Source organism: Exiguobacterium sp. A1_3_1, assembly GCF_048985645.1.
GTDB lineage: Bacteria > Bacillota > Bacilli > Exiguobacteriales > Exiguobacteriaceae > Exiguobacterium_A > Exiguobacterium_A indicum.
Window position 1 is genome coordinate 15,965 of sequence record NZ_WBYY01000020.1, and the last position, 12,089, is coordinate 28,053.

Below are 12,089 nucleotides of genomic sequence, written 5' to 3' on the forward strand. Positions count from 1 at the left end.
CGTATCAATCTTTTGCGATCTGTTTCTCTTTCAAGAACTCGCGGAGATACGTCCGTTTCGGTTCGTGCATCGAGGCAGCCATCTGTTTGACCCACCCTTCTGTCCGTTGACCACCGGTCCGTTCTCCGTAATACGATGACGTTGACTCTTCGTATCCTGTCAGTAACTCACGCATCGTATCGTCATCAGTATACGTATTCCGGTGGAAGACCGCATCCATCGGAAGGCGGGGTTTTTTACCCGGTTGTTGATCCGGAAGACCGACCGCGACTCCGAATAATGGTACGACGTGATCTGGAAGTTGTAAGAGTTCGCTGACACGACGAGCATCATTTCGTAGTGAACCGATGTAGACCGTTCCGTAGCCGAGCGACTCGGCAGCTACGACTAAATTTTGAGCGGCAAGTCCCGCATCGACAGCCCCTACGACAAGCGCTTCCGTCGTCTCGATCGTCCGGCTCACGTCGCCTCCTGCTAGTTCTGCCGCTAACGTATGTTTGTGGTAATCCGTACAAAAGACGAAGAAGTAACTGTTTTCTGCCACATATCGTTGACCACTTGCAACGTCGACTAATTGTCGTTTCAATCCTTCGTCTTCGACACCGATGATCGCATAGGCTTGCTGATAAGAGGATGTCGAGGCAGCTTGTGCGGCTTTTATGAGTGTTTCAATCGTCTCTTCGTCTAATTGATGTTGTTTGAATTTCCGGATTGACCGGTGGTTGAGTAAATGTTGAATGGTTTCATTCATGTGTAATCGTCCCCTTCTGTAATGAGTCTTCTTATTTAAGATAGTCGTCTCTGACTAAAAAGCGCAAATGAAGAGGTTCGGTTTATGAAAAAAGCGGGAATTGAATAGTGTTGTACTGTGCTTTTCTTGCGAAGGAGGGCGATCATGAGAATACGGAAACTGCGACTCTTACTAGAACAATATGGCGATACGACCCTTCGCGATATCATCGTCGAAATCTATCGTCAACTCCCGAGACAAGTCATCGAAGAGAAAGAGTTCGACGCCATGTTGACACAGTTCGTGAAGTATAAGGATTTGCAAAAAGAACAGGAACAACCGACCGTCGAACAGACGATTGCTCAGACGGAACGGTTTATTCAATTAGCATACGATCTCCAGTACCTTGAGCCAAATCCGATCGTACCGCTTCGCGAACAAAAGAATTGGTATATCACCGCAAAACGCCTGTTGAAGCATTTACGCCATTACGCTCATCGTAAAAACGGAACCCGGATTGCCTTTGAGGAATTTTTCTTTCTTCTTTCGTCGGCTGCCGGGGAAGAACCTTTATTTTTAAGTAATGATCCGTTTCGATTATTGAAAGTCTCGCAAGTCGATTTTTTTCAAGAATTAGTCGGCTATTATAAAAATGATAGTCATGGTGTCGAGTGGATGGAACGTGCCCTCTATACAGCGTTGAAGGTTCCGATGGACGTCGATACCGAGCGCAGTGACCTTTTGCTTGCCGTACTTGCCCATTGCGAGAAACCCGAACATCAAGAAGCATATATCCATTGCTTGAATGCGCATGCTAAAAAACTACAGTCGCATGTTCGGATTGATGCAGACGCTTTATCCACCTATCAAGAAATTCGTTTCGCAGAGCTACATGCTCTCATTTCCCTACGCGCGTTAGATCGAGCGGAGACGATGCTTTTCACTGAATATATCCCATATTTTTCGCATCGCTCGACTCCGTTTCGCTATTACCTCGATCTCCTCGAACGAGCCGGACTCGAACAAGAACACGAACGAATGGCACGCGTTGGTCGAAAAAAACGAATTCATTTCTAAGAGTAGATTTTTCTTGATCACACGTAGTAGACAATAAAAGGCAAGTGACGATGGATTCGTCACTTGCCTTTTATTAGTCAGATTCATTTCAATCGGAGGCATTGACGATGCCAAGTCCAACTGTTGCGAGTAATGCAATACAAGCGAATAGGAATGCCATGTCGTTCGGTGAATCGAATCCTTCATAGATCGGTTCTTTTCGATCGACGATAATATGACTTTGTGCTCCATAATCACCGTATGTCGTAGACATACTAATATCAGGCTCGTCATAATCCTTTGCTTCTCCTACTGTCGCATCAGCGAGAAGTAAAAAGAGTGTTAATCCAATCACGCCCCAAAGATATTTCATAATCAATTAACCTCATTTTCTTAAATAATCCATCTACTTTCCGTTTCAAAAACAATATATAAATACCTTTAATTTACTGTAAAATAATAGGTGAATAAACTTCATATAATTAAAGGAGGACTATGATTTTGTCTATCGTACATTATAATCAACTGTCACGGAATCAAAAACGACATGTTCACCAACTATTACAACATAATCAATGGGCACACGACATTCCTTTTTTTCAATTACTTGAAGGTCATCAATTCGTTTATCTCAAACATGATCTAGTCTATGCGACTCTTGGTTATCGTATTTCAAATGAAATGACTTGTCTGATGAACGGTGCCTACTCAAATATCTCCGCATTTCACCTTCTTGCGAAACACTTACACGAGTATCTTGTTCGTCAAGGTGCCCAACAAATTAAAGTACAGGTCGTTCCGCCTCAAGATGGTGCGCTATCATCGGTTTGGAAAACACTCGGATATACACTTTCTGCTGAACAATTTCGCTTAATCGGAATTTCAAATGACCGTGTATCATCTTTACGCTTTCAACCTATACATGCCCGTAATCAAGAGTTATATCTCACTCTTCGAAATCACTCTATTAAAGGATGTGATCATCTTTTTCCATATCATCAAGAACATTATGAACAATTCAGCCATTCAAACACATCACCTTATTTAATATACGACCAACAATTAGTGATCGGTACACTGCTCTATCAAAAATATGGTCGTACGATTCGTCTCCTTGAAATCACGTGTTTGCCCGAGTTGAAATATCAAGGTTACGGTCGGCGAATTCTAGATACCTTTCAAGCCAAATTGTGTAAAGCAAACATCAAGACGTTCGAAACCATTTTTCATTCCACAAACTTAGATGTGCTGAGACTATACCAAAAAAGTACATTTTGCGATATCCAACTTTTTTCTCATTGGCATACGTTTCAAGTTCAAAATAAATCGTTAACCACGTAATCGTTCAATCACTTCATCGTATTCAGGTAACACATACTCCGCATCCATTTCCCGAAAATCAATATGACCCGTTTTACGAAGCACTAGCCCCATCTCGTATAACTGTTCGATATAGGCATCTCCCCATGTCAAGGCAAGTCCAGGTTGGTGATTATGAAAAGCAAGCAAGGCATCTTCAATCATTTCAGAAGCAATGGACGCTTGCATCACACGGTTCAATAAAGATTGGAACAGTACGGTTTGTCGTCCGATCAGCGCATAAAACGGGAAATAATGTTTAGCATAAACAAACGTCGCTAGATAGGCATCCGCCTCAATCGTCTTTAGTAACAATGGTGAAGCGGGACGTTGTAATCGTTCTGCAAGTCCAACGGTCGCCTTGCATTCGCACAGCTGATCCAGCACTCGAACCGTCAACTCCTCTTCGATATCGAGCAATAAGACGAGATCAAGTAGATTCAATTCATGCGTCTCCATGAATTGATCACTGCGTTGAAGATGCATCGTATAAGTAAAGTCCAGCTTTTCAGCAACAAGTACCCACAACTCGGAATGGCGCGCCGCATATAGACCTACCGGAAAGTGAAGGGGTTGGCGGACGATTGAGCGATGCCCTTCAAGTGTATAGACTTGATTGACGTCTAGACCGTATGCTAGCAGCATTTCGAGTAACTGCTGACGATTTTGACACGTGACGAGTGTTTGAAACAGACGATCAACCTCGACGAGTGGTTGTTTCATTTCAAGCGCTATTTTCAAATGAGCAGGTGAATCCTGCTCTAGCGCACGCTTAATGAATTGTAAGGCCTGTTGTTCCGCATCGTTCAGTTGGGCAACATGTGTCCGAAACATTTCGATGTCAAGTTCCCGGAAGGCTTGTAACGCCGGTGCAATTGATTGATTTTTTATAAAGGGTTTCCACATGATTCCCTCGACCTCCTCATTCCAGTATCTCTTCGTAGTGTACGCAATATCCTATCGTCTTGAAAGCAAAAAATGGAGAATCTTCCGTCGTTTCAGGAAGATCCTCCATTTTTTATTTTTTACCGACTTTTAAATGAGCGTTTCGAAAGACGGCATCTTGTTTTCCTGTCTTTTCAACACTTGTTCCGACAGACCCCAGGTATTCGATTTCATCCTTTGGCTGAATGAACTCATATGTGATAGCAGGTTCACCCCGAAGTCGAACGTGTATGATTTGTCGATGTCGTAAAGAGAATGATGCGCGCACTTCAAGAAAGGAGGAAGCTGATAAATCATGTTGCCGCTCTAAAATCGTCATCAACTCTTTTTCAGAGTCACGATAGTTCCCCTGCAATTGAGCATACGAAATACCGACTCCTAAAGATAGGATACCAATTAGACTAAGAGCGAAAATGACCAGCACTTTCTTCATGACTGATCCACCTCCGAAAAAGTTCATTCTACTTATTCATCGGTTCATCGATCGTCGACGTGAAGTCTTTTTTTGAATCCTTTGCGTGAAACTGCATGTCCACATGTGGAATATCATCTTCTAAATAAGGGTCGGATACGGTTTCGAAACCAAACGATCCGTAAAACCCTTCTAGGTGTGCTTGTGCCTGTAAGTAGATCGCAGCTTCTTTCTGCAAATGAACCATCGCTTTCTCCATCATTTGTCTCGCTAACCCAACCGACCGGTGTGCACGATGAACGGCTACCCGTCCAATCGCGACTCCTTTTGTCGGGTGATCGTACATCCGAAGACATCCGACGATTTGACCACTCTCACTCCGGACGATTAGGTGTGTCGCTTGTTGATCTTGATCATCTAGCTCCGGATACGCGCACTCCTGCTCGACGACGAAGATATCCGTCCGTAATTTCAAAAGTGCATATAAGGTATCAGGTGTCATGGAGTGAAAAGACGCGAAGTTAAATTCGTACATAAAAACTCTCCTCTTTAGTTACGACAAAGTCGTGATAGTTGTCCAGCGTAAATCGTGACAGGAATGCCTCTAAACACCGTATCTTTTTCCCAGTTCAGTCCGTTGGCGCGAGCGACATTTTGCGAAGCATGATTATCGGGATGAATGATCGAGATGATTCGATCATGCCCTCGATTGAACGCCTCCATCATTAATTGTTTTGCTGCTTCACGACCATAACCGACTTTCCAGTGCTTTGGTTCGAGCCAATAACCGACCTCTAACTCTTCTTTCCCATCGACTTCCTGCATCAATAATCCGGCGAAGCCAATCGGTTCATTCGTTTCTTTTATGAACAACAGTAAAAAACCAGTTTGTCGCTCATCCGAGTATCGCTCCAATTGCCGTTCGAACCACTCTCGTGCCTCATCTTCACTCAAGGCAATGCCTCCATTGATATAACGCATGACTTGCTCATTTTGAACAAGTGACTTATAAAAACTGAAATCCTCTTCTTCAAACGGTCGCATCCATAAACGTTCACTTTCCATCGTCATCGCCTCCTTCTATACTTCTCTTTTCCCGAGTTCTTTTCGCTTCATTCCTCTTCCTGCCCCTGCTTTCCTTGTGACATTTTTCATTACTAATCGATGACATTCACTCCCTAGTGCTTGCAATTCCCGGCATAAGTCGGTATTTTGGGAACAGTATGTTGAACAACGACCGCACGATTAATGTTAAAATATATTTTGAGCGCATGAGCGCTGGTAGGAATTCATGAAAAGGACTGAGACCATAATGACTGAACAAGTAATGACGGGACTGTATGAAGGCATTTCAAAAGAGTCCGTACTAATCAATGAACCTTTAAAATATCATACGTATACAAAAATGGGAGGAATCGCGGATTTATTCATCATTCCAACCTCTTATGAAGAAACGGCTTTTGTCGTCCGATATGCTTACGAACAAGGTATTCCCTTGACGTTGCTTGGAAACGGATCGAATCTTGTCGTACGTGACGGCGGCATCCGCGGCATTGTCCTCTCCTTTGAGAAGTTAACCGATATCTCGGTTGAAGGACATGAACTCGTTGCTCAAAGTGGTGCAGCAATCATCGAAGCGTCTCGTGTAGCTTACGCGCATCAGCTCAGCGGTCTTGAATTCGCTTGTGGGATTCCAGGAACGATTGGTGGCGCATTGATCATGAATGCGGGAGCATACGGTGGTGAAGTCAAGGATTGCCTCCATAGCGCTACTGTATTGACACGACAAGGAGAACTGTTGAACATTTCGCATGATGAACTCGAACTGGGATACCGGACAAGTTGCTTCTCGAAGAAAGAATACATCATCCTCGAAGGTCGATTTGCCTTAACAGAGGGTGACCCAGCACTAATCAAGGAAGTCATGGATGATTTGACGCATAAGCGAGAAACGAAACAACCACTCGAGTACCCTTCTTGTGGTAGCGTCTTTAAACGTCCAGAAGGCTATTTTGCAGGGAAGCTGATTCAAGATAGCAACTTACAGGGAACACGCATCGGTGGCGCTGAAGTGTCCAAGAAACACGCTGGTTTCATCGTCAACGTCGAGAATGCGTCAGCATCCGACTATATCGCGCTCATTCGTCATGTCCAAGAAACGGTTCAAGAAAAATTCGGTATCTTACTTGAGACAGAAGTGAAAATTATCGGTGAAGAAGCATAACAAGAATCTTACAAGAAAAGGTGAGCTCCGTATTCGGACTCACCTTTTTGTTCGTTTAGATTGACCAGTTTCCGTCACGCATGACTGATTCACGCGTTCCGTCTGCAAGTTCTCCTTCAATCGATAGATCCGCTGATCCAATCATGAAGTCGACATGCGTCATCGAGTCGTTCGCGCCTTGTGCTTCTAGTTCTTCTGCTGAAAGGCTAGGACCATTTTCGAGACACGTCGAGTACGCACGACCAATCGCTAAGTGGCATGAAGCATTTTCATCAAACAATGTATTATAGAATAGGATACCCGAGTCAGAAATCGGCGAACGGTGTGGCACGAGCGCAACTTCTCCAAGATAACGTGCACCTTCATCAAGTGAAATCAAGTCATCTAATGCTTCTTGACCCTGTTTCGCTTCCGCTTTAACGATTTTTCCGTTCTCGAACCAGAGTGTGAACTCATCAATCAAGTTCCCACTATAGCTAAGCGGTTTTGTGCTCGAGACGTGTCCGTTGACTCCTGTCTTTTTCGGTAACGTGAACACTTCTTCTGTCGGCAGATTCGCGATGAAATCAACACCATCTGCATTCGGACCACCGCCACCTAACCAAACATGACGTTCTGGTAATTCGATTGATAATTCTGTTCCTGGAGCTGTGTAGTGCAATGTTTTGTATTTCTTCTCTGTCAGGAATTTTGCTTTTGAACGCAGATTATGATCATGATCCGCCCATGCAGCGACCGGATCCGCTTGATCGGCACGTGTAGCCTTTAAAATAGCTGACCAGAGCTCTTCAACAGCATTCTCTGAATCAGGGAATACTTTCTTCGCCCAGCTTTCAGAAGGTGCTGCTACGACACACCAGCTGACATTGTCACTCATGACGAACTTCCGCCAATTAGCAAGAGCGACACCGGCTGCTTTATTCGCACGTGCGATTCGGCTCGAGTCCACGCCATTCAATAAATCCGGATCTTCACTGACGACCGATAAGAACGCTGTCTTTTCTTCTGCCAGTTGGTCGTAACGTGCTTTTAACCAATCCGGGAACGTATCAAACGACTCTTCCGGTGCATCGAAATAACGGATTTTCGTCATCTCATCATCTGACCATTGTACATATACTTGCGTAGCTCCTACTTCGTAGGCGACACGCGTGATTTCACGAACGAGCGGCAAATTTTCGATTCCTGCACGCACCTCGAGTTGTTGTCCTGGTTGTAGATTAATTCCCGTACGCACGGCTAAAGACGCGTATTGTTGTAATTCTGCTTGTGTCGGCATTATGTAATCCCCTTTCTTGTATCTTTATTTTCACGAAATAGTTGCAATTTTGCAAGAAATAAGGCGAAACTAGAAAGAGAAGAGAAGGAGGCATCACCATGGAATTCACACCCGGCGATTTTAAATCGGCTTATACGTATTTTCACCGACAGGCACTCGACCTCGTTGGTGATGAAAAAGCACAGCAAGAATTGTTAGTTCGAGCAGAAATCGGACTTGCGCACTTGACGCAAGATATCGCGTCTACAGAAAGCTCGGACATCGAACGCGAGGCAGAACTCGTCCTTTATTTTCAATTAAAACAACTGCTTGAAATGCTTCGTGCTCTCTATCAGAAAAAATTCGAAATGCATGCGGAGCAGGAACAATTGTTATTGACGGCCGTTCTGTACTTCACGTCTCCTGTTGACGCCTTACCGGACGATAACGTCCTCGGGCTCTTCGATGATGCACAAATCGTCGAGACGATTTACGAAGAACTGGCTGCAGACGTCGATCGCTTTCAACATATGGAATGAATGAAAAAAGCAGCTGTCGCGACAGCTGCTCTTTTTTATGCATTTTGTTTCGAAGCAATATGAACAGGTGTCGTGGATTGACGTGATTCATCTACTTCTAATTTTTCTTTATTCAGCCACGTATAGATCATTCCCATGAAGACTGCTCCACCAATGATGTTACCGGCTAAAGCTGGCAACAGGTTGTGCATCGCTCCGGCAAATGTGATCGTATCCGGATGTGGTACGACTAACGCAATGGAGAACAAGGCCATATTGGCGATGACGTGATCAAATCCAGATGCGAAGAAGACTGCGACCAGTACCATCATCATCATGATCTGCGCCAACTCATTCTTCATGTTCTTTGGAATGAAAATCGCTAAACAGACCATCCAGTTACAGAAGATAGCTCGTGTGAAGATTTCCCACGTCGTATGGTGGATCTTCGTTTCTGAGACAGAAAATAACCAGTTGTTCATACCAAGCTCTTGGATGATTCCTGTTTGAGAAAAGAGTAGCGCAAATGCTAATCCTCCAAGTCCATTTCCAATCAGACAGATCAACCAGACCTTCATCGTATCCATCTTCGTCGTATAGCCGCGCATCGTCGCCGTCGTGAAATACATCGTATTTCCTGTGAACAGCTCTGCCCCACCGTAAACGATCAGGACGAGTGCCACTCCGAAGGTCAGTCCACCAACAAGTGTCGCAACAGGTGACTCCGCCATATATAGACCGTTAATTGCTTTTAAGGTAAAAATAATTGCAAATCCAATGAAAATCCCTGCTAGCATGGCACGAACTAAGTACTCGAGAGGACGCATTTGTAGCATGCGCGTCGACTTGATTGCTTTATTCCGTAATCCTTCTAATGCTTCTACCTCGTTCATCGTAGAAACCTCTCTTTCTTTTGTTCAACACTTCACAATGTTTGTTCATTTATTATCATACTTCCATCTTAAAAGATGTTCAAGTATTGAATAGACCTGTTTTATCGTTTTTATAAAAGAACGAGATGTAAACGATATCATTGTGTCGAGATTGTGAAAAATGCCTTTTCTTGCTTTATACAACTAATTAGTTTGAATTCGTAGTCGTGATGCGAAGCGTTCAAAGAAAGTATTTCGCCTTGATGCATCGAGCACATAACCATCAATGACGACCCGATTAAAGCGTCTAGAAGAGGAAGTAGCTCGTTCAATATCGGTCGGAGTGTAGGCGTCGAATGTTTTCCGGTCCATCGTAAAATCTGCACCTGAATACGGATCCGTGTAGTAAATTTCGAGATCGGTCAAATCAGGAATCGTTGAAAATAAAACAAGTGTATGATGCATCAGCACTTTAGATAACCGAGCTTTCAAAAAATCCTGATTCACTTGTAGTGTTCCAGTATCGGTACCAATCCAGGCTTGTCGCTCTTTTCCTGTAACCTCATAAACAAGCCGCAACGATTCCCCTTCGACATCTACCTGTTTTAATTCTGATGAGAACGGAAGTTGTTCGGCTAATTGACGAACCGCTACCGTATTCATCATCGAAGCACCCACTTGTCTCGCTACGAGATCTCCATCATGCCAAATAGACGTTCGATTTTCTTCATCCGATGGTTGAAAAATGCGAATACTAATTAGTATTACTAAACAAATACAACCAATAAGCAAGAACGTTTTTTTCATTTTCATCACCTTCCTAAAAAAACGTACCCTTTTTCATCTTTTTTCATAAGAAGGGTTGAAATTTTATGCATATGGGCGTACTCTTGCAGGCAGATACTCACAGAAGGAGGAGCATGAGGTCACTCATCATATTGCCATGACTACAACACACCCACAGAAAAAGAGAGTTGAAAAAATTAGTTTTTTAATCATCGGTACATTGCTTTATTCCCTTTACATCAGTTTACTACTATCTCCAAATGATATCGGATCAGGCGGTATCATGGGGATCACACTCATCATCCAAGAGCTCTTCCACACGCCAATCGGTTTAACTCAATTGCTTTTAAACATCCCACTCTTCCTTTTAGGTTTTCGTTTTCTGCGTAAACGGTTCATGTTCTTATCCGGCATCATCGTCGTTGCTTCCTCTTTTTTAATCGACTGGATTCCGACTCAAATTGTTCCGGAATCTTTAAATGATCCGCTCGTCGCCTCCATCTTTGCCGGTCTAGTCTCTGGACTTGCGATGGCATTGATCTTCTTCGGTGGTGCTTCAACTGGAGGGCTTGATATTCTTGGAAAATTTTTCTTCGCTCGTTTTCATAACTGGCCACTTCCTCGCATATTTCTGATGCAAGATCTTGTCATCTACATCCTTGTTTGGTGGGTGTTTGACTTAAAACACGTTATGTACGCGCTCATCATGAGCTTCGTTCGCGCCAAAGCCCTTCAGACGGTTTACAGTTTCTATTCTGCTTCTAAGCAATGTATCATCATTTGTGAGAAAGCAGATGAAATCAATGAAGTCATTACAAAAGAACTCGGTCGTGGTGTCACGATTCTCGATGCACGTGGAGGATATTCCAACCGAACGAAAAAAATGGTCTATGTCGTCGTTCAAAATAATGAAATCGTCCGTTTGCAAGAGATCGTCTCTTCCGTTGAGCCAAATGCATTCGTTACATTCTCAGAAATTCATACGGTTTTCGGAAACTATAAGGAACATTCCTATTCGTTTTAACCAAGCGCAGCCAAGCTGCGCTTTTTCTTCTACATAAAACAGCTTCTCGGATTGCACTAGCTTTCCTGCTTTTTTATTCAGAATACTGACTTCTTACTTTCCTATCCCTATTCAAAAAATAGACAGGCTTCACTTTTCTTGTAATAGTAGTTAAGCTAATGACATGTCTTTTTATTTAAAGGAATGATTGCATGCACTCACTATGGCGTCAGCGTGTTCTGCTGATTCTTTTGATCAGTTTATTTGCCTCTATACCAATCATTTATGCCTTATCTGGTTATCGGACAATTGCGGCGATGACAGCGCAGATGAAGGATCATGATATACCGTTAATTAATCAAGTCGATCAGTTGGTTGAACATAATCGAGATCGAGCAAACGCAGTCCGCGGCCTCTTATTGTACGAAGATAATCGTTATATTGAACAATATTATTTTTCGACTTCGAAAATTCATGACTTACGTAATAGTCTGAATCAATCTTCGACTACTCCAGGAACAATTAAAGATCTTCTTCGTCGCAACAATGTCTGGGAGTCAGAAATCGAACGGGTTTTCGTCGTATATGAACGCCAAAGTCCAGCAGCAGCAAAACGTCTCGCCAGACAATCGACTCAAACGACTCAGACGATCCTTGAAGACTTATCACGTGTAAAAGATGATTTATATCGAACGCTTCAGGCAAAATTACAACAATCGGATGCGTTAATTGCTACATATAAATGGATGTGCCTCGGCCTGTCAATTCTGTCCTTTTTGATGATTAGTGCAACGATTTTTTTCTTCCATCGCTTCGTTCCTGCCATATCAGAGAAATCAGCACAAGAATAAACAAAAAGGAGCTGACTCAAAAGTCAGTCTTTACAAAGATAAGGGTGGCAGATCATCATTCTGCCACCCTTATCT

General features: G+C 43.3%; 15 protein-coding genes. 6 read left to right on the forward strand and 9 right to left on the reverse strand.

From position 1 onward, the window contains the following. Window positions 1-4: 4 nt before the first annotated feature. A complete protein-coding gene (gene nfsA / locus F8N00_RS03720) occupies window positions 5-751 on the reverse strand; it encodes an oxygen-insensitive NADPH nitroreductase (RefSeq protein ID WP_421017798.1) in 747 nt (248 codons plus the stop codon). A gap of 144 nt (window positions 752-895) precedes the next feature. Here nfsA and F8N00_RS03725 point away from each other — a divergent pair, with 144 nt between their 5' ends. After that, window positions 896-1,807: a hypothetical protein gene (locus tag F8N00_RS03725; RefSeq protein ID WP_035398827.1), complete on the forward strand. Its 912-nt coding sequence runs from the start codon at window positions 896-898 to the stop codon at window positions 1,805-1,807. 88 nt (window positions 1,808-1,895) lie between these two features. On the opposite strand, the gene F8N00_RS03730 is transcribed toward F8N00_RS03725, so the two are convergent. Continuing rightward, on the reverse strand, window positions 1,896-2,159 hold the full coding sequence (locus F8N00_RS03730; protein ID WP_023467206.1) for a hypothetical protein: 264 nt from the start codon (window positions 2,157-2,159) through the stop codon (window positions 1,896-1,898). Between the two features lie 128 nt (window positions 2,160-2,287). Here F8N00_RS03730 and F8N00_RS03735 point away from each other — a divergent pair, with 128 nt between their 5' ends. Then, entirely contained in the window at window positions 2,288-3,127 is an 840-nt protein-coding gene (locus F8N00_RS03735) for a GNAT family N-acetyltransferase (RefSeq protein ID WP_035398871.1), read from the forward strand. On the opposite strand, the gene F8N00_RS03740 is transcribed toward F8N00_RS03735, so the two are convergent. From F8N00_RS03740 to F8N00_RS03755, 4 genes are all read right to left on the reverse strand, one after another. Beyond that, the gene (locus tag F8N00_RS03740) at window positions 3,116-4,051 is read right to left on the reverse strand and encodes a hypothetical protein (protein WP_421017799.1); all 936 of its coding nucleotides are present in this window, start codon (window positions 4,049-4,051) and stop codon (window positions 3,116-3,118) included. The genes F8N00_RS03735 and F8N00_RS03740 overlap by 12 nt on opposite strands. A 112-nt stretch (window positions 4,052-4,163) precedes the next feature. After that, window positions 4,164-4,523 (reverse strand): hypothetical protein, encoded by a 360-nt coding sequence (locus F8N00_RS03745; RefSeq protein WP_050678267.1) that lies wholly within the window; start codon window positions 4,521-4,523, stop codon window positions 4,164-4,166. 28 nt (window positions 4,524-4,551) lie between these two features. Continuing rightward, window positions 4,552-5,037 (reverse strand): GNAT family N-acetyltransferase, encoded by a 486-nt coding sequence (locus F8N00_RS03750; RefSeq protein ID WP_055966650.1) that lies wholly within the window; start codon window positions 5,035-5,037, stop codon window positions 4,552-4,554. Between the two features lie 14 nt (window positions 5,038-5,051). Beyond that, a complete protein-coding gene (locus F8N00_RS03755) occupies window positions 5,052-5,567 on the reverse strand; it encodes a GNAT family N-acetyltransferase (protein ID WP_035398833.1) in 516 nt (171 codons plus the stop codon). 247 nt (window positions 5,568-5,814) lie between these two features. Between F8N00_RS03755 and murB the strand changes: the two genes are divergently transcribed. Further along, window positions 5,815-6,726 (forward strand): UDP-N-acetylmuramate dehydrogenase, encoded by a 912-nt coding sequence (gene murB, locus F8N00_RS03760; protein WP_035398835.1) that lies wholly within the window; start codon window positions 5,815-5,817, stop codon window positions 6,724-6,726. A gap of 55 nt (window positions 6,727-6,781) precedes the next feature. On the opposite strand, the gene F8N00_RS03765 is transcribed toward murB, so the two are convergent. Continuing rightward, window positions 6,782-8,005 carry an aminopeptidase gene (locus F8N00_RS03765; RefSeq protein WP_035398837.1) on the reverse strand — a complete coding sequence of 408 codons (1,224 nt, stop codon included), beginning with the start codon at window positions 8,003-8,005 and terminating at the stop codon, window positions 6,782-6,784. Between the two features lie 98 nt (window positions 8,006-8,103). On the opposite strand from F8N00_RS03765, the gene F8N00_RS03770 reads away from it, so the two are divergent. After that, entirely contained in the window at window positions 8,104-8,523 is a 420-nt protein-coding gene (locus F8N00_RS03770) for a YkvA family protein (protein ID WP_023467198.1), read from the forward strand. Window positions 8,524-8,558: 35 nt separating this feature from the next. Here F8N00_RS03770 and F8N00_RS03775 read toward each other — a convergent pair whose 3' ends face one another. Together F8N00_RS03775 and F8N00_RS03780 are read right to left on the reverse strand one after the other, a co-directional pair. Next, complete coding sequence (locus F8N00_RS03775) at window positions 8,559-9,395, reverse strand: formate/nitrite transporter family protein (RefSeq protein ID WP_023467197.1); 837 nt, start codon at window positions 9,393-9,395, stop codon at window positions 8,559-8,561. A 183-nt stretch (window positions 9,396-9,578) separates the two neighbouring features. Then, window positions 9,579-10,040, reverse strand: coding sequence for a hypothetical protein (locus F8N00_RS03780; RefSeq protein ID WP_421017800.1), 462 nt, complete (start codon window positions 10,038-10,040; stop codon window positions 9,579-9,581). A gap of 277 nt (window positions 10,041-10,317) precedes the next feature. Here F8N00_RS03780 and F8N00_RS03785 point away from each other — a divergent pair, with 277 nt between their 5' ends. Both F8N00_RS03785 and F8N00_RS03790 read left to right on the forward strand, forming a co-directional pair. Beyond that, window positions 10,318-11,184 carry a YitT family protein gene (locus tag F8N00_RS03785; RefSeq protein WP_023467195.1) on the forward strand — a complete coding sequence of 289 codons (867 nt, stop codon included), beginning with the start codon at window positions 10,318-10,320 and terminating at the stop codon, window positions 11,182-11,184. A 191-nt stretch (window positions 11,185-11,375) separates the two neighbouring features. Beyond that, a complete protein-coding gene (locus F8N00_RS03790) occupies window positions 11,376-12,014 on the forward strand; it encodes a CHASE3 domain-containing protein (RefSeq protein WP_035398843.1) in 639 nt (212 codons plus the stop codon). Window positions 12,015-12,089 lie beyond the last annotated feature (75 nt).

Excerpts from the sequence above, each read along its gene's own strand:
- nfsA (WP_421017798.1), bottom strand. The coding sequence starts at position 751 with ATGAATGAAACCATTCAACATTTACTCAACCACCGGTCAATCCGGAAA.
- F8N00_RS03725 (WP_035398827.1), top strand. The coding sequence starts at position 896 with ATGAGAATACGGAAACTGCGACTCTTACTAGAACAATATGGCGATACG.
- F8N00_RS03730 (WP_023467206.1), bottom strand. The coding sequence starts at position 2,159 with ATGAAATATCTTTGGGGCGTGATTGGATTAACACTCTTTTTACTTCTC.
- F8N00_RS03740 (WP_421017799.1), bottom strand. The coding sequence starts at position 4,051 with ATGTGGAAACCCTTTATAAAAAATCAATCAATTGCACCGGCGTTACAA.
- F8N00_RS03745 (WP_050678267.1), bottom strand. The coding sequence starts at position 4,523 with ATGAAGAAAGTGCTGGTCATTTTCGCTCTTAGTCTAATTGGTATCCTA.
- F8N00_RS03750 (WP_055966650.1), bottom strand. The coding sequence starts at position 5,037 with ATGTACGAATTTAACTTCGCGTCTTTTCACTCCATGACACCTGATACC.
- F8N00_RS03755 (WP_035398833.1), bottom strand. The coding sequence starts at position 5,567 with ATGGAAAGTGAACGTTTATGGATGCGACCGTTTGAAGAAGAGGATTTC.
- murB (WP_035398835.1), top strand. The coding sequence starts at position 5,815 with ATGACTGAACAAGTAATGACGGGACTGTATGAAGGCATTTCAAAAGAG.
- F8N00_RS03765 (WP_035398837.1), bottom strand. The coding sequence starts at position 8,005 with ATGCCGACACAAGCAGAATTACAACAATACGCGTCTTTAGCCGTGCGT.
- F8N00_RS03770 (WP_023467198.1), top strand. The coding sequence starts at position 8,104 with ATGGAATTCACACCCGGCGATTTTAAATCGGCTTATACGTATTTTCAC.
- F8N00_RS03775 (WP_023467197.1), bottom strand. The coding sequence starts at position 9,395 with ATGAACGAGGTAGAAGCATTAGAAGGATTACGGAATAAAGCAATCAAG.
- F8N00_RS03780 (WP_421017800.1), bottom strand. The coding sequence starts at position 10,040 with ATGATGAATACGGTAGCGGTTCGTCAATTAGCCGAACAACTTCCGTTC.
- F8N00_RS03785 (WP_023467195.1), top strand. The coding sequence starts at position 10,318 with ATGACTACAACACACCCACAGAAAAAGAGAGTTGAAAAAATTAGTTTT.
- F8N00_RS03790 (WP_035398843.1), top strand. The coding sequence starts at position 11,376 with ATGCACTCACTATGGCGTCAGCGTGTTCTGCTGATTCTTTTGATCAGT.